This window comes from Janthinobacterium sp. TPC_1, from assembly GCF_056037845.1.
This window is the reverse complement of record NZ_CP195157.1, coordinates 3,335,741-3,353,469: the sequence shown is the minus strand read 5'-3', so window position 1 is coordinate 3,353,469 and position 17,729 is coordinate 3,335,741. Positions and strand designations below refer to the sequence as shown.

Genomic DNA, 17,729 nt, shown 5'->3' with positions numbered 1-17,729 from the left:
CTGGCCGACCGACTCCCCGTTTCAGGTTTATTGGCCCTGGCCATGACGGGTTTTATCTGCATCGTCACGGAAACCTTGCCCGCCGGCTTGTTGCCGCAGATCAGCGCGGGACTCGGCATCAGCGCCGCGCTGGCCGGGCAAATGGTCACGGCCTATGCGCTCGGTTCCCTGCTGGCGGCCATACCGCTGACCATCGCCACGCGCGGCTGGCGCCGCCGCAACGTGCTGCTGCTGACCATCATCGGCTTTCTCGTGTTCAATACCGTCACGGCGCTGTCGTCGCACTACTGGCTGACCCTGGCAGCCCGCTTCTTTGCCGGCATGGCGGCCGGACTGGCGTGGAGCTTGCTGGCCGGCTACGCGCGGCGCATGGTGGCGCCCCACCAGCAAGGCCGCGCCCTGGCGCTGGCCATGGTGGGCGCGCCCGTCGCCCTGTCCTTGGGCGTGCCGCTGGGCACCCTGCTCGGTTCGCTGGTCGGCTGGCGCGCCGCGTTCTGGATCATTTCCGCGCTGACATTGGTCCTGATCGGGTGGGTGCTGGCGAAAGTGCCGGACTACCCTGGCCAGCGTGCGCATGAGCGCCTGCCCCTGCGCCGCGTCTTCACGACGCCGGGCGTGCGCCCCGTGCTGGCCGTCGTCATCGCCTGGATGCTGGCGCACAACATTCTCTACACCTACATCGCCCCGTTCGTGGCGCCGGCCGGATTGACGGGGCGCATCGACCTGGTGCTGCTCGTCTTCGGTGCGGCGGCCATGGCCGGCATCTGGATCACGGGGAAATTGGTCGAGCGCCACCTGCGCGCCACCGTGCTGGCCAGCCTGGCGACCTTCGCCGCCACGGCCCTCGTGCTGGGCATGGCGTCGCAGTTTCCAACTGTCATCTATGTCGGCATGGCCGTCTGGGGCCTGAGCTTTGGCGGCGCGGCAACGCTGTTGCAAACGGCATTGGCCGACACGGCCGGCAGCGGCGCCGACGTGGCCTTGTCGATGAACGTGGTGGCGTGGAATGGCGCGATTGCGGCCGCGGGCGTGGTGGGCGGCGCCTTGCTGGAAACCTGGGGCGCAGACGCTTTCCCCTGGGCCATGGTGGCTTTACTCCTGCTGGCGTTCGCGCTCGCCTGGTCGGCCCGCGCGCATGGCTTCCGGCCGGGGCGGCGCAGCGGCGGCGCGCCCGTGGCCGGGCATTGAGCTTGTCTTATTGCGTTGCAGGCACCGTCACGATGCGGGGTACATGCCCCGTGTGCGCGAGGAAACGGACCAGGGTCGCATGCGACAGCGCCACCGTGGCCGTGTTGCGCAGCGGATGCGCTTGTATATGGCCGGCATCCCACACGGCCTGGTCCAGCACCAGCTCCACCGCCCGCGCGCTGTCGTGGATCAGCGCGAACAGGCTGACGGCGCCGGGCGTGATGCCCAGGTGCCGCAGCAGGCGCTCGGGCGAGGCCATGCTCAGCTTACTGGCCGGCAACAACCGTCCCAGCGCCGTCAGGTCGACGCGCTTGTCGCAAGGCACGATGACGAGCAAATGCCGCCGGCCCTTCTCGTCGCGCACGAACAGGTTCTTCACCATCAGGCCGGGCATGGCCGGCACGTGGATCCGTGCTTCATCGATGGTGTGGACGGCCGGATGTTCGACCATGGCGTAATCGCCGGCGCTGCTTGCCAGCCAGCGGGACAGGATTTCTTGCATGGGCATTTCCTCAGCGTGGGCGCGTTTGCGATGGGAAATTGTAGCGGATCGCGGCGCTGTCACCGCTACGGTTTTTTCTCCGCCTCGGCTTGATCGGCGGCCGCCAGCCCCCAGTCATTCCAGCCTTCGCCAAACAGCTCGATGGGATGCTGCGTGCGTTCGGAACCATTGCCGCAGCGCATGGCATCCGGCGGACAATACTTGTCGCAGCCCCAGCAGATGCGTTCGGGGTTCTTGGGATTCAAGGGAAAGGGCTTGGCCATGGGGGGCGATGGGGTCGGTTGAGGTGTCTTTGACGACTCTAGACCTGGCGCGGGAGGCGGTCAAACGAATTTCTGTGGGGAATTTGCTTAGGTCAAGTTTGCGCATATTGCTGTGGTGGCAGCTTGCGCTCTACGTTCACCAGCAAGACCAGCGTATGTCATTCCCTCTCATAACTGGTCACCGCATCATTAGCATGACTCTTGATGACCTTCATTATTTTGGCATTGCCTTGATATTTCACCTCAAGAATTCTCAGCTGATTTTGCGCCACCTTGCAGTATTTATGTATATTCTTGAGGATAGCATCCTGCTGCCGCTTAGGTAGCTCCCCATCAAATTCTCCCGCCAAGTGCTCACATGCTTCTGCGTTATAGATAAACCTGCTGACATCCTGAGGGAGTGGCTGGGCTGAAAAGGCAAAAGGAAGAACAAAGTAAATAGCTACTATCAGAAAAAACATTCGCATGATTTTCCTTTAATAACCGTTATTGGACCAGTGTGGCCGGTCGCTTCCAGGCCCGTTTATTTCTTTACTCCATATGTTGCAGCGACCGCGATAAGTTGCCTGTTCATGCCGTTTCTCGGCAAAGTGGCAATCTTCACCATATTACCGCTCGCATCTTTCACCTCAACCGTTCCGCTCCACACCAAATCCATATCAATCGCAAGAGCAGAATTATGTTGCGAGCGCAGTGCGGGCTTGATGGGTAAATGATTAATCTGCAAGACGGTCAACATCGCTTTTGCAGCCTTGACAGATGCGTCAATTTCACCGTGATCCCATGCGATATTCACACCCGCCATTTTTGGGATATGTTGGGGATCAAGCTGTTTTCTTGCGAGTCTCCACGCATAACGCATCAGGTAGGAGCGCTGCGGCGGTCTGTAGGTGGCATTGATTGCAACCCTGATCCCCGCCTCTTTCATTGCATATAGAAAATCTTCCACTGCCAAACGAAAATTTCCTGACAAATCCCTCGTGTTGGTGCTGCCTGGAAATTTTCGCCCCCATGTTTCACCACTGAGTTCGTCATCCATCTCGCCTCCATCATGAAGTATCCTTAATTTAATGCAAACCTGGAGGGATGGTGTTGACAGGGAACAGGGGGCTTATGGCAGCGGCATCAAGTGAATATAAGGCCTTATGCCGCAGAAACAGACACTTCCAGCACGATCCGCGCATAGTCGGCACCACCGTCCGCCGCCCGCGCCTTCAGCTCATCGAGCGCGTAGACCATCGTCACCGTGGCGCCTGGCACGAACAGCTTGATGTCCTGCCGGCGGTGCGTGTAGATGCTTTCATCGGCTGTCGAGCCATCGGCCAGGCGCAAAGTGAAGCTGTTGACTTGATCGCCACGCCGGCTGTCCTGGCCCGCGAAATACGTGCGCTCGATGATGCCCGTCAAGGTTTGCGTCTGCAGGCGCCTGGCCGCGATGTTTTGCCACCACGCTTCGGACGCGAACAAGCCATGGCTGCCTTTCAGGCCCATGCGGGGCCTGGCACTGTCGAGGGTGAGCGCCTGGGTTTTGGCGACGCGGCCGGGGTCTTTTGCCAGGGCTTCGGCGAGTGTGTAGACGGGTTTCATAAGGCGGAGTTCCGGGAAGCGCGCGCTCAATGTTTGCGCCGGATCACATAGGCATTGCCGGCAGGCTCAAAACCGAGCGTCGGATAGTAGGACATGGCATCCGGAGCGGAAAGCAGTATCAGGGACACTTCGTCGCCGATGATGGCTTGCGTGCGCTGGACCAGCTGCTTGCCGATACCCAGACCCTGGTATTGCCTGTTGACGGCCAGATCCGACAGATAGCAGCAATACGCATGGTCGGTCAGCGACCTCGCCACCCCCACCAGCTCATTGTCTACCCAAGCCGACAGCAAGAGACAAGGCGCGGCGAACATGCGCGCGATTCTCGGCAGATTGCCGGTCGGCCGCTTGATTCCGGACTGATCGAAGACGCGGACGACGTCGAGCGGATCGAGGGGAAAATTGTGACGATATTCTACGGTGATGTTTTTCATGGGTTCAAAGGTGGAAAGTGAATAGGAGCGTAGCTGGGGACGAGGGGATATTGCCATCCCCTCCACGCAGATGAAACTCATTCGACTGCCCGGAACTTCAGGAAACGCCGGCCGTCATACTCCACCTCGCAGTCAAAGGCGAAGCCGATTCGTGCAAGCCCCCTGACGCGCGTGCGGCTGGGCGGCAGCAGGAGACTTACAGCACCTATGCCCAGTTCCAGCCGGCGGCGCATGAAAGCGCGCACCAGCGCGGGTCCACATCCCCAGAATGCAGGAAGCAATACCAGTGCGAGATCCGCTTCGCGCCCTTCCTGCTGAAAACCGCCCCAGCCGGCAAAAGCGCCATCGATCCGGATCGCCCACGGTCCATAGCCATGGGCCTGCCACTGCGCGTCCTTGCCTTTCGCCCATTCCACCACAGCCTGCTCAGTCCAGCTTTCGGTGGCGAGCGGCATGTGGCGGATGACGTCCGGGTGGTTCAGCAGAAGGAGCCAATCCGCGGGCAGGATAGCGGAAAACGGGTGGAGCGTGAAGGTCATGGTCGTCTTGTGGGGGCAATCGTGGGCAGAGAGAGTCCTGCGCCACGCCTGTGGCAGATGAAATCAGTTGGTGTCATGAAAGCATTGTAGCGTGTCGCAAACGTTCAAGACCTGCATCAGGGAGCAAGCGATACTGACTTCATCACATGCACACCGAAGGAGTTTCATGAACACCGCTGCCATGCCCGTCGCGCGCGGGATCGCCGACTTGCCAAGCTCGCCCGCCCTGCCGTTTCCCGGCAATGCGCAGCAGTTCAAGCCGCGCACTATCCACCAGGCCATGAAAAATTGGAGCGGGCACGACGGCCCGATATTCCTGGCACAGCTTCGGCCAGCGACTGGTGCCGCACCTGAAGAAGCGATGGCGCTCAGCATGGCGCCATGCGCAACACAGGAAACATCGAACTCACCCATGAATACCTATGTCAATTCGTAAATTTCACCGCCTGTCGGCCTGTGTCCTGGCGGTCTTTATATTGTTGCATCTTGGCAATCACCTGGCGGCCGTTGCCGGCCCCCATGCGCACATCGCCTTCATGGAGGCGATCCGGCCCCTGTATCGACATGCCGTGCTCGAGCCGGTGCTGCTGGCGTGCGTGCTGTTTCAATGTGGCAGCGGAACATGGATGGTGCTAAGGAGCTGGAAGAAACGCGACGGATTCGTAGCGTGGCTGCAAGCCGGTTCGGGCATCTACCTGGCCCTGTTCCTGCTGTTTCATGTGGGTGCCGTCCTGTTCGGCCGCGCCGCGCTCAGGCTCGACACCAATTTTTACTATGCGGCGGCCGGTTTTGTCCTGATGCCATATGCATGGTTCTTTGCGCCGTACTACTTCCTCGCGGTGTTCGCCCTGTTTGCCCACCTGGGCTGTGCCGCCTACTGGCAAGTCCAGGCGCGCCCGCCCATGGTGCGCAGGCTCGCCATCGGCATTCCGGCGGGCGCCGGCCTCGTGCTCGCCCTGCTGATTGACCTGGCTCTGGCGGGCAGGCTCCACCCGCTCGACATTCCCGCGAAATACCTGCTCATTTACCAATAAGCAGGGTACGCCCGCGGTCGCGGTTGGGGAAATTGTGGCGGGCAGGCGCCGTCCAGTCATCGTTGCCAGCAAATATCTGCGTACATTATCCATACAAAAGAATTCCCGCCGTGGCTGCGCCCGATACGCTGCGGCACCCGGCAGAGAATCCCGGCAGATATAATGATGGAATGAGTAGTCGAGACAAATCCCCGAAAAATAAAATCCGGGCCCTGCCCTCGACGCATATCTGACCGATACAACAAGACCACATGAAAATGAAAATATTATTCGCCGCTTCGCTGGGAATTCTGTCGCTGATGCAAACACCATTATCCTTCGCGGATAATATCAACGGAAAAAATCTTTATGTACAGAGATGTGCCGTGTGCCACGGCGCTGATATCAAAGGGACAGGAGCATTGGCAAATAAGAGCAATCCCCCAACGCCTGACCTGACGACATCCGCTTTCAAAAAACGACTGAATGATTATCCTGGCGTTATTGTGTCATCGGTCATACTCCGCCCCAATGGCGACTTGATTCCAAAAACTTTGCGAGAAAATGGCGTGAAGATACCGCCGCATGCCTGGAAAGTTCAGGATTTTCGCGACTTGAATCAATATATGAGTGGGGTGATTTTAAAGAGTCGATGATGTAGGCAGGACATCAAGAAACTGAGCCTGTCATTTTTGCGCGGACTCTTGCTCGGAATCTCAAGAGCGCGATAAAAAAGCCAGTCAAATGACTGGCTTTTTTTATTATGTTGGATTTTCTTGAAACTGTTTTGCACCATCACAAATTTCATACCATGCCGGCTTGGAGCCAACATAAACATGAAATTGAAATTGCATTCTTACCTCGGGGTCATCATCCAGGCAGTTAACGGCGATGGGAAATGAATCATTCTCCGAGCCAACTTCCCCCAAGGAAGTCCCGCAGTGTTTGCAAAAAGTTCTTGCATACTTAAAGGGAGGCTCTGGCTCATAGCGCTGAATACATTCTCGCCCCTCCAGCAAGGTAAATGAATTTTTATCCACGAAGACCAGGGCACTCGCTCCCGCCTTCCGGCAGCGGGAACAGTGGCACATGCCCATCATGCCTGGGGGTGAGGCCAATTCAAATTTTACTGCGCCACAGCAGCAACTGCCTTTGATCATGAGGTGTCCTTTTTGAACGTTAATACTGTATTTTTACACAGTATTTCAAAAAAAACAATGCGCGCGTAAAGGAGTCTTTCAGAGCCCCCCCCCTCTGCAGCATCCAACTACACATCGCGCGAAAGTGTGACTATTGGAGGGATTATCCACTGGTAACTTGCGTACAATTTGTACAGCAAACAAATATACCGAACACCACAAGAAATTCGAAAAGGTACCGCTATCCCTCCAGGGATGTGCAGTCCGCCAGCGCCCGACGTGCTCGACTTTCCACCTCGAAACCTTTGTTCTGCCGCAATCACACTGGCCTCAGATGTGACGAGGCGCAGCCTTGCCGTTACGTTAGCAAGCCACATGGAAATTTTTCTTGCGAAATGGGCACCTAATTTGAAAGCTCAACCATGAATCTGAACGATGTATTGACCGCCGTGTCCGGCCTGACGGAAGCGAATCGCCCTATCCGCCTGCGCCTCTCACACGATAAGGGCGTCGCTGACGACCTGCTGCTGGTCAAACAGGTTAGCGGCGTCGAGACCCTGTGCGGAGGCCTGCAATATGAACTGCTATGCGTAGCATCCCAGGCCGACTTGCCCACCAAGCAATTCATAGCCATGCCCGCCGAATTGCAATTCGTCACAGACAAAGGCGAGTTGCGCTCGGTCTGCGGGATCGTCGACTCGGTGATTGCTGGCGAGGCCGATGGCGGCCTGGCCACGTATCAGCTAATCGTGCGCGACGCCCTGTCCATCATGGACAAGGGCTGTCATAGCCGGATTTTCCGTAACAAAAACGAAATTGAGATTACAGGCAAGATTCTCGACCACTGGCGTCAGAACAATCCTGTGTTGGCACGCGCCTTCGACCACGACCTGTCAAACCTGAAGACGAGCTACCCGCAGCGCGAATTCACCATGCAGCACAACGAATCGGATGCTGCGTTCTTACGCCGCCTCTGGCGCCGGCGCGGCTTGGCGTGGTTTTTCCAGGCGGGCCGCGCAAGCGCGGGCGGCAGCGATGAAACGCCGTCGCATACCTTGGTTCTGTTCGATGACGCCAATAGCCTGGCGCAAAACGCGGCTGGAAGCGTGCGTTTCCATCGCGACGACGGCACCGAGGCGCGCGACACCATCACCGCTTGGCAGGCTTTGCGACAGCTCGTGCCAGGCAGCGTGAGAGCCGGCAGAGCTGGGACTACAAGACCGCGCGCGCATCCCGCTTCGCGACACCAGGCGGGGTCGAACAGGGCCCGATGGGCGCGAAATTCGCCTTGGGGCTGGAAGACTCCCTGATCGAAGCGCCCCACGCCGGCGACAACGATGAGGACTATGGCGACTTGGGCCTGCTGCGCATGCAGCGTCATGAATATGACGCCAAATGTTTTGAAGGCGAAAGCAGTGTGCGCGACCTGTGCATCGGTCAGTGGATTGGTGTAACCGGGCACGCCGGCATCGACGCGCATGCGGCAGACGAGCGCGAATTCATCATTACCGAACTGCGCGTAGAGGCTGAGAACAACCTGCCCAAGACGGTCGGTGAGCGCGTACAGCGCCTTTTTGCACTGAACCGCTGGGCGCAAGGGAGCGTCAGCCACGCCAGCGCACTGGCCGACGCCAATGCCGAGCGCGGGGCGCGCTACTCCAATTACTTCCGCTGCGTCAGGCGTGGCGTGCCGATTGTGCCATCGTACGATCCGCGGCGGGACTTGCCCGCTGTCGCACCGTTGAATGTGATGGTGATCGGTCCCCAGGGCGAGGAAGTCCATTGCGACGAGCTGGGCCGCGTGATGGTTCGCTTTCCTGGAGTCCGTCCTGATGAACTAGCTGGAGGGCGCGCGGCGAACGACGAAGTTACGCCGAACGATTCGGCGTGGGTGCGCGTAGCCACTTCCTGGGCCGGCGCACGATGGGGCGCCAACAGCTTGCCACGCGTGGGCACCTCCTGCCTGGTCGATTTTTTGGGTGGCGATCCGGACAAGCCCGTCATCACCGGTGCGGTGCATGGCGGCACCACGCCGCCACCAAGCTTTAGCCATGTCAGCAGCCTTCCAGGCGACCGCTACCTGTCGGGCATCGTCAGTCGCGAGATCGGCGGCCAGCGCGCCAACCAGCTTCGGCTGGACGACACGCCCGGCCAGATCAGCGCACAGCTCTCCAGCGACCACGCCGCCGCGCAACTTAACTTGGGGTATCTGACTGAGCCTCGCAAGCAGGGCAAAGCCGCACCGCGCGGCGAGGGTTTCGAACTGCGCAGCGATGAGGGCGGCAGCATCCGCACCGCCAAAGCACTGCTGATTTCGGCCTGGAAGCGCCTGGACGCCGCCGGCAATCAGCTCAGCAACGAAGAGCATGTCGCGTTGATGCAAGACTGCCTGGATCTGTTCAAATCGCTTGGCCAATTCGCAGCCGAGCACCAGGCGCTGGCACTCGACGACGAGCCGGCCACCACGCTCAAGGAGGCAGTGGCCGGCGCGGCGGGCGGTAGCAATGTGTCACCGGGCGGGGTTCAAGGCGAACCGACCGTCAGCATCACGGCCCCGGCAGGAATCGCGGTGAGCACGCCGAAGACGATCGTCAGCTACGCCGGCGTGAACGTCGACACGGTGGCGCAGCAACACATGCAGCTGACCGCCGGGCAGCGCTTCAACCTGAACGCCGGCAAGGGTATCTCGCTGTTCGCGCACCAGGATGGAATCGTCCAGATCGCCCATTACGGCAAATTCAAGATGCAAAGCCAGCACGATGAAATGCTGCTGGACGCGGCCAAGGATATCAAGGCCACTGCTGGAACGCGTGTGGTCATCATGGCGCACGACGAAGTCACGCTAATGACAGGTGGCGGCGCCTATCTCAAGCTGGCGGGCGGAACGGTGGAGCTGGGCGGGCCAGGCGCGCTGACCGTCAAGACAAATGGCCACCACTGGAACGGTCCGGCCAGTTCGCCGGCGGAGCTGCCCAGCTTCGGCGAAGCCGATCTGGGCCGCACTCCACGGCTGCTAAGCCCCACCGATGGCAAACCGGTCGAAGGCATGCTGTTCCATGCCGAGCTACCAGGCGACGGCCCGATTTCGGGCACAAGTGGCGGCGATGGCAAGGTTAGTCCGATCACCTCCGGCCGGTTGCAACAAATCAAGGCATATTTCTTTGCGCCGCGTAAATGATGGGCGCCACGGCCATCGCACAATGCTGCCGCCATGCGAAACATTTATCTATCGTAATCGAGCAAGTTGAGGATGCATTATGAGTTATAGCAAACCAGCCCCACAGCCTGGCGGATCGTCGATTGCGGATGTCCAGGGCGACGCAGTTCTGGAGGAGCTGAAGGAAGGAAACACCCTGCTGGCATCCAAGAGCGGGGTATGTCTTTTTAACAAAGGTAATATGGACATGATCGCCCAGTTGCCGTTGCCCGGATTGGTAATCTTTGTCCACGGCGTCAATTCCGACGGCGAATGGTATGGCGAAGCCGAAGAGGGTCTTTGCGCCGGGCTGAACGAGCGGCTGCGCCGCCGCGATCAAGATCTGACTCACAAGGGCCCAGAAGCGGGACAGCTGTCGCCCACGACGTATCTCCCGGAGCTTAGCAATGACGGGTTTATCAATCCCGACATGAATCCGAAATCGTTCATGTCTGATGCCGACGCCTTTTCTCCTGTAATCCGCTTCCGGTGGGGCTACAAGGCCAGCAGCGACGAGCTGCAGGCGTATGGCGACAGCATTTATCTGAACGAGAACGATTATTGGGGCGGCGGCCCGTTCGCCAATGGCTGTACCTCGCTGCCCGACCTGTGGGGACAAGGCCTGTCGGACCATCTGTTTTTGTGGCTCCACATCCAGCACATGAACCCTACCAATGACCGACAAGTCTATAGTTGCCCGCCGCGGCCATATTACGTGCTGGCCGCGTTACGCCTTGCGAAGCTCGTGGAATCGTTACGTAAGCAGCAGGCGGATGTGCCGATCACCATCGTCTGCCATAGCCAAGGAAATATGGTCGGCATCGCCGCCGCCTTTCTCGGCGACCGAATCTCCGGGCAGCTTAACTGTGTGGCGGACTCGTACGTGCTATGCAACCCACCCTACAGCTTGGTGGACAGCAATTTTTCGGAGCATATGACCCAGGGCGACATGAAGGACCGCCAGGGCCGTACCGGACGCCAGACCTACAAAGCCCGGGTCGAGACAATGAAAGCGTTCTTTGAAATCATTCGTGGACAAAGATCGCGCAAACAAAGTGATGCGGCAGTCGATGCGCGTATGTCCAATTGCGCCCATGACTTCGATATCGCCACGGACCGCAAGCGCCACGGATACATGGACGCAACGTACGGCCGCGTGACGCTGTATTCCAACCCGCATGATCAAGTCATTTCATCGACTTCTGTCCAGGGGATCGGCTGGCGTGGCATGAACGCAGAAGAGATCGACGCTACCGGTGGTTTCGGTGTGTTCACCCAACGCGTGTTTGCGCAGGGATTCGAGGTGGGCACGCCGGGCGTGAAAAAATATGACAGCTGGGACAATCACTGGCGCAAACCGAAGAAAGGAAACAAGAGCTTCTGGTTTCCAGAGTCGCCACCGGCCGAGTATTCGCTGAGCAAAGGCCTGCCCACAAATTCGAGCGTGATCGGTTCGATCATGTCCGTCGTTACCTGGCCGATTTTTAAGATAGTGCTCGGCGTAAAGAAAGTGCCCATCAACGCCCTGCCCCCGGACAATTGGGTACTGCCGCTGGAGGCGCCAGCGCTGCCCGCGCCTTTCCATCCACAGTCCAAACGTTTCGGCGCCAGCAGCCTGAAGTTCGACCAAGGCTTTGACGCGCAGGGTCAGTCACGCGACCATCAACGTGCGCGCGAGAATGGTGATCCGTACGGCCACGATAACCCGATTCCGAAAGGCGGTAGCCAGGGACCGCAAACCGAGCTGACCGATGCCGCGCTGGGTGACAACGGCAGCGAAGCATCGCTGCGCTATGAGCATCACGCTTATCTGCGCATGCAGGCCAAACGAGAAAAGCTGTATAAAAACGAGGACAAGGTCAAGATGGAGGACGAACCAGAAAGTGCCGATGACAACTACGCGAAATGGCGCGGCAAACAAATCAAGACGCTGCTGGCAGCCACAGTGGATAGCCACGCAACTGATCACTCAACCATCATGACAAATAGCATGCATGCTCGAAACGCGCTGACCTATGACGTAGCGATAGGCTGCTGCAACATTTCGCCGGCAGCCTTGAGGACAGCGAGGAAAGCGGCGGATTGGCGATTCTTAGAGGGACTGGAGAAGGATGACCCTAACAAAGGGTTCCATGAATATTTCCATTCGGGCAAATTTAAGAAACAGGCCGTATATGATTGGGCAACTACAACCCCAGACGGGGAAGGTAGCATGCCTGGCAAGATTTTCGACGAGCGCCAAAGTGCCGCCCGTCAGCAGCCAGAGGAGCGGCAATGGGCAAACTAACCGCCACTTGGCCTAGAAGACTTGGCTGGAGTCTACTTGGCTTTTTCCTGGCCGTCGCCAGCATGCTCTGGCTGACGCGGCATGCAAACGCCGCCGCGGCGCAATCCTTGACAGATGGAGAATTGATTATGCGTTTTTTGGGCTTTCCTACTTTGACCGCGATAGCGGTATTCGGTGCATTAACTGCTTGCGCCGCCGCGCCCAGCTCCCGCTCGGCACCGATCCCGGCAACGCCGATGCAGGACCCGGCCGTTCCATTCGTCGCCCAGGTGGTCGGCGTGCAATGGCTCAACCCGCTGCAACGTCGCGATTATCCGACGGAATGGCAGTTGTTGTGGACCTTGGGTCTGGCCAGGCCGAACGAAAATGACGACCAGGTCAGAACCAAGCCCAAGAAGTACTCCACGCTGCAGGCAATCGGTATCGTGGCGGATGGAAATGAGGGCAGAGAGTCGTTCGAGGGATACCACGAAAAATACATGGAAAAGATGATCTATAAGTTTCGCGACATCTATTTCTCAAGCTCGCGTTATTTTTACAACGCCCATTCGCTCAAGGACAAGACGACGTGGCGTGAACTTGCCGGCATTCACGTGCAATATGCGCTTCCCCGAGGTCGCCTCGATCCGGTAACCGCGGCGGATTTCACTCGAGAAACCATTATCGCGGCGTTCGATATCGGCAACCCCAACTTTCCCAAAGCATGGTCGCGCAGCACGCCTCCCGATGTGCACGTCACGATGGGTGGCGCCAATGCCGGCTTTACCTCGCTCACAGCCGGTCTCGACTATTTGCGCGCCCATCCCAACGAAACCGTCTGGGTAATGAACTGGGACGCCCCGAGCTTCCCGCCCAAGGACGAGCAAATCAACGAAAACATGGTGCTTCTGGTGCTGGCTGGCCCAAACTATAAAACCGAGCGTGCGGCCCTGGCGTGGGTGGGCTACCCGGAGACAAAGTCCGTGGTCGATTTCGAAGCGCAAAAAGGCCAGCCGCCGCGCGCGGTGCAGGCCTGGAAGGCGGCAATGGATGGCGCGGTGCATAACGCGGCCAACACCAAAGGCGATATCGGCTACGTGATCCACGATGCCAACAACACCCAGTCCGACTCATCCGAGCGCATCGGAACGTTGGCACAAACCCTTACAAGTGAGCTGGCCGAATTCGACTTTATGAAGCAGAGCTTCAATACGCCAGCGATCCTGGGCGAAATGGGCGCTGGCACCGCGCTGACGAACGTGGCGCTGGCGATAGCCTATGCCAACCATGTCGGCAAAAACGTGCTCGTCGCTGGAACGAGCGATGCAGCACACCCCACGGCGGTGCTGGTGGCGCCGCCCGAAAAGGTGCGACCGTTCAAACCGGAAGGGCCATGGTTCCGCGCGCGCGGCGAAAACAACGCCTATTTAATGTGGTGGGGCATTCGAAACGACGACAAGGAGTCGTCAACACAGGGCTATTCCAAGTGACCGGATTGAAGCTGAAAGCGAACCGCGAATCGGGACATCGCGCGGCATCCGCAATCCGCGTGGAGTTCACATGCGCGGCGTGATCCGTCTCGGCGACCCAACCAGCCACGGGGGCAAGGTCATTTCTGCCGCACCGAATAGTGACGTGCTGGGGGTAGCTGTTGCGCGCAAAGGCGACCGTTGCCTGTGCCCGATGCGCGGCCATGAAGTGTGCAGCATCGCCGAAGGGGATCCAAAGGTGCGAACGATGGATGGTGTACCGGTGGCCTTCGAAGGCCACAAGACCACCTGCGGCGCGACCCTGATTTCTACGATGCCTGCCAGCGGCAGGGGGAGCGGCTGTTAGGCTGGACATGCCAGAAAAGATCTTCGATGAGCGCCAGAGCCGCACGCGGCAGCAACAAGAGGTGCAGCTATGAATCAGCTGATCGCAACCTGGCCTAGAAGACTGGGCTGGAGCTTGCTCGGCTTCTGCCTGATCTTGGTGGGAGCGCTTTGGCTCACACGGCACCCAGCCCCTGCTGCTGCACAATCCTTAACCGATGGAGAACTACTGATGCGTTTTTTGGGCTATCCCACCATATCCGCACTCGCTTTATTCGGATTGCTTGCCGCCTGCTCAACCGCGCCCGCGCCAAGCGCCTCACCTGCTGCAGCTTTATCCGTAGAAGACTCAGCGAAACCCTTCGTCGCCCAGGTGGTCGGGGTACAGTGGCTCAACCCGCTGCAACGTCGCGATTATCCGACGGAATGGCAGTTGTTGTGGACCTTGGGTCTGGCCAAGCCGAACGAAAATGACGACCAGGTCAGAACCAAGCCCAAGAAGTACTCCACGCTGCAGGCAATCGGTATCGTGGCGGATGGAAATGAGGGCAGAGAGTCGTTCGAGGGATATCACAAAAAATACGTGGAAGAATTGATGTATAAGTTTCGCGACATCTATTTTTCAAGCTCGCGCTATTTTTACAACGCCCATTCGCTCAAGGACAAGACGACGTGGCGTGAACTTGCCGGCATTCACGTGCAATATGCGCTTCCCCAAGGTCGCCTCGATCCGGTAACCGCGGCGGATTTCACTCGAAAAACAATTAGACGTGCGTTCGATATCGGCAACCCCAGCTTTCCCAAAGCATGGTCGCGCAGCACGCCTCCCGATGTGCACGTCACGATGGGTGGCGCCAATGCCGGCTTTACCTCGCTCACAGCCGGTCTCGACTATTTGCGCGCCCATCCCAACGAAACCGTCTGGGTAATGAACTGGGACGCCCCGAGCTTCCCGCCCAAGGACGAGCAAATCAACGAAAACATGGTGCTTCTGGTGCTGGCTGGCCCAAACTATAAAACCGAGCGTGCGGCCCTGGCGTGGGTGGGCTACCCGGCGACAAAGTCCGTGGTCGATTTCGAAGCGCAAAAAGGCCAGCCGCCGCGCGCGGTGCAGGCCTGGAAGGCGGCGCTGGATGGCGCGGTGCATAACGCGGCCAACACCAAAGGCGATATCGGCTACGTGATCCACGATGCCAACAACACCCAGTCCGACTCATCCGAGCGCATCGGCACGTTGGCACAAACCCTTACAAGTGAGCTGGCCGAATTCGACTTTATGAAGCAGAGCTTCAATACGCCAGCGATCCTGGGCGAAATGGGCACTGGCACCGCGCTGACGAACGTGGCGCTGGCGATAGCCTATGCCAACCATGTCGGCAAAAATGTGCTCGTCGCTGGAACGAGCGATACCGCACACCCCACGGCGGTGCTGGTGGCGCCGCCCGAAAAGGTGCGACCGTTCAAACCGGAAGGGCCATGGTTCCGCGCGCGCGGCGAAAACAACGCCTATTTAATGTGGTGGGGCATTCGAAACGACGACAAGGAGTCGTCAACACAGGGCTATTCCAAGTGATCAGATTGAAGCTGAAAACGAACCGCGAATCGGGACATCACGCGGTATCCGCAATCCGCGTGGAGTTCACATGCGCGGCGTGATCCGTCTCGGCGCCCCTACCAGCCACGGGGCGCGAGGGTCAGGTCCGCTATTCGGACACGAACTGATGCGTTGGGTGCTGTGGAAGCTGGCTCAGTTAAAGACCTGATTAGAACCACGAACGCGCGCCCTCGGCGCGCGGAGCTGCCGCGCAGCGGCAGCAATTGGAGGATTCGGGGCGGGCTGGGCCGGTAGGCCCAGCCCTTCGAATCTCACACGCAGGGCGCGCAGGCGCCCTGCTCGCTTCCGCCAGGCAATAAAAAAAACCGCCCGAAGGCGGTTTCTTTATTTCCTGGCGGAAGCGGTGTAATGCAAATGACTAATACTTATGCGGCTTTCCACAAGCCAAATAAGAACCGTACCTACTATGCTACCTACGAACGAACATCGGCACAAAAAAACTTTGCGCACCTGCACCCCACGCGCGATACCTCTAAGCAGGAACACGTACGACGCTGTACTTTTTTGGTGGGAGTACCTGGCAAGGTGAGGCGGGTTCGATTCCCGCCGTCTCCACCACTGAATTTTTTAGAATCAAGTAGTTAGCAAGAAAAAGGCTGTCATTATTTGGGTTGTTTTTGGGCTGTTTTAGCCTGGGAATGACAACAAAATGACAGCCTTTTTTTTGCTCATGGAATGCGCGCGCCAAGGCGGCACCAACTAAAATTCAAGCAAAAATTGAAATGTTTGAGCACTTCTTACCTCGGACATACCTAAGGCAGAAAACCGCGACTGTAGTAGTATCGCGGACCGGCAGATAGTCGCAATGGAGCAAAGGTAATGTCCCCCGTCGTCGCAAGACTCCCAAAAATAACCGAAAATATTTCCTCGCAGCTTGATTCCATACGCGGCCTTGCAGCAATTTCAGTCGTGATCGGACATGCCAATCAGGTCTTGATAGCCCCGTTTTACGAGAGGCTATCGCCATGGCTCGGGTTGTTGGCTCAAAGTTCAGTAATGATTTTCTTTGTTCTCAGCGGCTTTTTGATCGGGAAATCCATCAGCAGCAATATTGCAAAAAACAGCGGTGCGCTCTCACTAAAAAAATATCTTGGTGATCGCATTATAAGAATCTGGCCACCGCTCCTGCTATCTATCGCATTGTTGATTTTACTATATCAGATTGCCCCTTTCGTCTTCGCGAGCGGCTCCCGCGCATTTCTGTCTATGCCCGGTCATGCGCTTGCGCGCCAAGAATTTACCTATGAGCCAATGCAGCTTCTTGGGGCTGCCGTTGCGGTCAACGGTTTCTTTACTGATACGCCAAATTCGAACGGCGCTTTATGGAGCCTGTCTATCGAGGTCTGGTACTACCTGCTGGCCGCAATTGTCGCCTGGCCAAAACGCTGGTGGAAACTGGCTTCTATCCCCGCAGTAGCGGCGTTGCTTTATGTCGGATGGAACAATGATCAGTTTTACTACTACCTGCCGGTCTGGTGGGCCGGTTACCTAATATCCATCTTGCACAATCGGTCCGTCCTTCCGCCGGCCAAATATTTGTGGCTGGCAGCCACTGTGCTCCTTTTCCCCGCAATTTTCTTTGCGACAAAGACGCTGACTGTTGAAGATGCCCGCACTGCGTGGCATTTTCTTGTTCTCTACAATATCGCTACCGGCTTATGCTTTTCAGCCATTCTTGCACTCATTCTGGTCGGCAGTGCCAAATTCACGACCATATTTCGTTCGGCAGCTCCATATTCCTATACCCTTTACATCATCCACATGCCTATCCTTCTGTTTCTTTTTGGCATTGTTCAACCTTGGATGCAAAGATCAGTTTTACTTTGCCCCCTCATAGCAGTTGGCAGCGTGGTATGCATTATTGCGATAGCCCGTTTGGCAGCCCTGGTCGTGGAAAATCGAAACAAGGTCAAATCGTTTTTCATTCACGCAGCAATTTAGCTCCATGGTGTTGGCATACAACAGAGGTACGCTGCATTCCCCACCATGGCACGAAAGCCGTCCTTCCCACGCCATCGCACCAACCGTACGAAAAACCGCTCAAAGTGCGTCAAAATGCGTCAAAACGCACGCCCTCTCTTCGCCCCGCCACGCCAGTCCTCATGCACTTTCGGCCATGGCGCAAATTTGAATCAAAAGAGCCCTATATAGCGGGCAGGTGTGGAGGGGGGAC

The 17,729-nt window shown here is 58.0% G+C and carries 19 protein-coding genes; 11 read left to right on the top strand and 8 right to left on the bottom strand.

From position 1 onward, the window contains the following. Positions 1–42: 42 nt before the first annotated feature. Positions 43–1,188, top strand: a complete 1,146-nt coding sequence (locus ACQVLG_RS16475) for an MFS transporter (RefSeq protein ID WP_474295671.1) — start codon at positions 43–45, stop codon at positions 1,186–1,188. Positions 1,189–1,195: 7 nt separating this feature from the next. Here ACQVLG_RS16475 and ACQVLG_RS16470 read toward each other — a convergent pair whose 3' ends face one another. The 7 genes from ACQVLG_RS16470 to ACQVLG_RS16440 form a co-directional block, all read right to left on the bottom strand. Further along, the gene (locus tag ACQVLG_RS16470; RefSeq protein WP_474290204.1) at positions 1,196–1,690 is read right to left on the bottom strand and encodes a prolyl-tRNA synthetase associated domain-containing protein; all 495 of its coding nucleotides are present in this window, start codon (positions 1,688–1,690) and stop codon (positions 1,196–1,198) included. Between the two features lie 65 nt (positions 1,691–1,755). After that, positions 1,756–1,953, bottom strand: a complete 198-nt coding sequence (locus ACQVLG_RS16465) for a DUF3079 domain-containing protein (protein WP_332862333.1) — start codon at positions 1,951–1,953, stop codon at positions 1,756–1,758. Between the two features lie 158 nt (positions 1,954–2,111). After that, positions 2,112–2,420 carry a hypothetical protein gene (locus ACQVLG_RS16460; protein ID WP_230541825.1) on the bottom strand — a complete coding sequence of 103 codons (309 nt, stop codon included), beginning with the start codon at positions 2,418–2,420 and terminating at the stop codon, positions 2,112–2,114. Between the two features lie 56 nt (positions 2,421–2,476). Further along, positions 2,477–2,992 (bottom strand): hypothetical protein, encoded by a 516-nt coding sequence (locus tag ACQVLG_RS16455; protein WP_474290202.1) that lies wholly within the window; start codon positions 2,990–2,992, stop codon positions 2,477–2,479. Positions 2,993–3,096: 104 nt separating this feature from the next. After that, on the bottom strand, positions 3,097–3,540 hold the full coding sequence (locus ACQVLG_RS16450; protein ID WP_474290200.1) for a hypothetical protein: 444 nt from the start codon (positions 3,538–3,540) through the stop codon (positions 3,097–3,099). Between the two features lie 26 nt (positions 3,541–3,566). Then, on the bottom strand, positions 3,567–3,974 hold the full coding sequence (locus tag ACQVLG_RS16445) for a GNAT family N-acetyltransferase (protein ID WP_230541828.1): 408 nt from the start codon (positions 3,972–3,974) through the stop codon (positions 3,567–3,569). Between the two features lie 77 nt (positions 3,975–4,051). Next, positions 4,052–4,513 (bottom strand): GNAT family N-acetyltransferase, encoded by a 462-nt coding sequence (locus ACQVLG_RS16440; protein ID WP_474290199.1) that lies wholly within the window; start codon positions 4,511–4,513, stop codon positions 4,052–4,054. 166 nt (positions 4,514–4,679) lie between these two features. Here ACQVLG_RS16440 and ACQVLG_RS16435 point away from each other — a divergent pair, with 166 nt between their 5' ends. The 3 genes from ACQVLG_RS16435 (at position 4,680) to ACQVLG_RS16425 (ending at position 6,182) form a co-directional block, all read left to right on the top strand. Next, positions 4,680–4,949, top strand: a complete 270-nt coding sequence (locus ACQVLG_RS16435) for a hypothetical protein (protein ID WP_230541830.1) — start codon at positions 4,680–4,682, stop codon at positions 4,947–4,949. A gap of 40 nt (positions 4,950–4,989) precedes the next feature. After that, the gene (locus tag ACQVLG_RS16430; protein WP_474290198.1) at positions 4,990–5,547 is read left to right on the top strand and encodes a hypothetical protein; all 558 of its coding nucleotides are present in this window, start codon (positions 4,990–4,992) and stop codon (positions 5,545–5,547) included. 257 nt (positions 5,548–5,804) lie between these two features. Next, positions 5,805–6,182, top strand: a complete 378-nt coding sequence (locus ACQVLG_RS16425; RefSeq protein ID WP_474295669.1) for a cytochrome c — start codon at positions 5,805–5,807, stop codon at positions 6,180–6,182. A gap of 105 nt (positions 6,183–6,287) precedes the next feature. On the opposite strand, the gene ACQVLG_RS16420 is transcribed toward ACQVLG_RS16425, so the two are convergent. Then, positions 6,288–6,686 carry a GFA family protein gene (locus ACQVLG_RS16420; RefSeq protein WP_474290197.1) on the bottom strand — a complete coding sequence of 133 codons (399 nt, stop codon included), beginning with the start codon at positions 6,684–6,686 and terminating at the stop codon, positions 6,288–6,290. Positions 6,687–7,087: 401 nt separating this feature from the next. Here ACQVLG_RS16420 and ACQVLG_RS16415 point away from each other — a divergent pair, with 401 nt between their 5' ends. The 7 genes from ACQVLG_RS16415 to ACQVLG_RS16385 all read left to right on the top strand — a co-directional run bounded on the left by ACQVLG_RS16415 (position 7,088) and on the right by ACQVLG_RS16385 (position 17,497). Further along, a complete protein-coding gene (locus ACQVLG_RS16415) occupies positions 7,088–7,975 on the top strand; it encodes a phage late control D family protein (RefSeq protein WP_474290195.1) in 888 nt (295 codons plus the stop codon). Next, positions 7,936–9,843, top strand: coding sequence for a DUF2345 domain-containing protein (locus ACQVLG_RS16410; protein ID WP_474290194.1), 1,908 nt, complete (start codon positions 7,936–7,938; stop codon positions 9,841–9,843). The genes ACQVLG_RS16415 and ACQVLG_RS16410 overlap by 40 nt, the downstream gene beginning before the upstream one ends. A gap of 79 nt (positions 9,844–9,922) precedes the next feature. After that, positions 9,923–12,148: a T6SS effector phospholipase Tle3 domain-containing protein gene (locus ACQVLG_RS16405; protein ID WP_474290193.1), complete on the top strand. Its 2,226-nt coding sequence runs from the start codon at positions 9,923–9,925 to the stop codon at positions 12,146–12,148. Continuing rightward, positions 12,136–13,617 (top strand): virulence factor, encoded by a 1,482-nt coding sequence (locus ACQVLG_RS16400; protein ID WP_474290192.1) that lies wholly within the window; start codon positions 12,136–12,138, stop codon positions 13,615–13,617. Before ACQVLG_RS16405 ends, ACQVLG_RS16400 begins: the two co-directional genes overlap by 13 nt. Positions 13,618–13,687: 70 nt before the next feature. Next, on the top strand, positions 13,688–13,963 hold the full coding sequence (locus tag ACQVLG_RS16395; protein ID WP_474290191.1) for a PAAR domain-containing protein: 276 nt from the start codon (positions 13,688–13,690) through the stop codon (positions 13,961–13,963). Between the two features lie 69 nt (positions 13,964–14,032). Continuing rightward, the gene (locus ACQVLG_RS16390; protein WP_474290189.1) at positions 14,033–15,514 is read left to right on the top strand and encodes a virulence factor; all 1,482 of its coding nucleotides are present in this window, start codon (positions 14,033–14,035) and stop codon (positions 15,512–15,514) included. 861 nt (positions 15,515–16,375) lie between these two features. Next, the gene (locus tag ACQVLG_RS16385; protein WP_474290188.1) at positions 16,376–17,497 is read left to right on the top strand and encodes an acyltransferase family protein; all 1,122 of its coding nucleotides are present in this window, start codon (positions 16,376–16,378) and stop codon (positions 17,495–17,497) included. Positions 17,498–17,729 lie beyond the last annotated feature (232 nt).

Excerpts from the sequence above, each read along its gene's own strand:
- ACQVLG_RS16475 (WP_474295671.1), top strand. The coding sequence starts at position 43 with ATGACGGGTTTTATCTGCATCGTCACGGAAACCTTGCCCGCCGGCTTG.
- ACQVLG_RS16470 (WP_474290204.1), bottom strand. The coding sequence starts at position 1,690 with ATGCAAGAAATCCTGTCCCGCTGGCTGGCAAGCAGCGCCGGCGATTAC.
- ACQVLG_RS16465 (WP_332862333.1), bottom strand. The coding sequence starts at position 1,953 with ATGGCCAAGCCCTTTCCCTTGAATCCCAAGAACCCCGAACGCATCTGC.
- ACQVLG_RS16460 (WP_230541825.1), bottom strand. The coding sequence starts at position 2,420 with ATGCGAATGTTTTTTCTGATAGTAGCTATTTACTTTGTTCTTCCTTTT.
- ACQVLG_RS16455 (WP_474290202.1), bottom strand. The coding sequence starts at position 2,992 with ATGGATGACGAACTCAGTGGTGAAACATGGGGGCGAAAATTTCCAGGC.
- ACQVLG_RS16450 (WP_474290200.1), bottom strand. The coding sequence starts at position 3,540 with ATGAAACCCGTCTACACACTCGCCGAAGCCCTGGCAAAAGACCCCGGC.
- ACQVLG_RS16445 (WP_230541828.1), bottom strand. The coding sequence starts at position 3,974 with ATGAAAAACATCACCGTAGAATATCGTCACAATTTTCCCCTCGATCCG.
- ACQVLG_RS16440 (WP_474290199.1), bottom strand. The coding sequence starts at position 4,513 with ATGACCTTCACGCTCCACCCGTTTTCCGCTATCCTGCCCGCGGATTGG.
- ACQVLG_RS16435 (WP_230541830.1), top strand. The coding sequence starts at position 4,680 with ATGAACACCGCTGCCATGCCCGTCGCGCGCGGGATCGCCGACTTGCCA.
- ACQVLG_RS16425 (WP_474295669.1), top strand. The coding sequence starts at position 5,805 with ATGAAAATATTATTCGCCGCTTCGCTGGGAATTCTGTCGCTGATGCAA.
- ACQVLG_RS16420 (WP_474290197.1), bottom strand. The coding sequence starts at position 6,686 with ATGATCAAAGGCAGTTGCTGCTGTGGCGCAGTAAAATTTGAATTGGCC.
- ACQVLG_RS16415 (WP_474290195.1), top strand. The coding sequence starts at position 7,088 with ATGAATCTGAACGATGTATTGACCGCCGTGTCCGGCCTGACGGAAGCG.
- ACQVLG_RS16410 (WP_474290194.1), top strand. The coding sequence starts at position 7,936 with ATGGGCGCGAAATTCGCCTTGGGGCTGGAAGACTCCCTGATCGAAGCG.
- ACQVLG_RS16405 (WP_474290193.1), top strand. The coding sequence starts at position 9,923 with ATGAGTTATAGCAAACCAGCCCCACAGCCTGGCGGATCGTCGATTGCG.
- ACQVLG_RS16400 (WP_474290192.1), top strand. The coding sequence starts at position 12,136 with ATGGGCAAACTAACCGCCACTTGGCCTAGAAGACTTGGCTGGAGTCTA.
- ACQVLG_RS16395 (WP_474290191.1), top strand. The coding sequence starts at position 13,688 with ATGCGCGGCGTGATCCGTCTCGGCGACCCAACCAGCCACGGGGGCAAG.
- ACQVLG_RS16390 (WP_474290189.1), top strand. The coding sequence starts at position 14,033 with ATGAATCAGCTGATCGCAACCTGGCCTAGAAGACTGGGCTGGAGCTTG.
- ACQVLG_RS16385 (WP_474290188.1), top strand. The coding sequence starts at position 16,376 with ATGTCCCCCGTCGTCGCAAGACTCCCAAAAATAACCGAAAATATTTCC.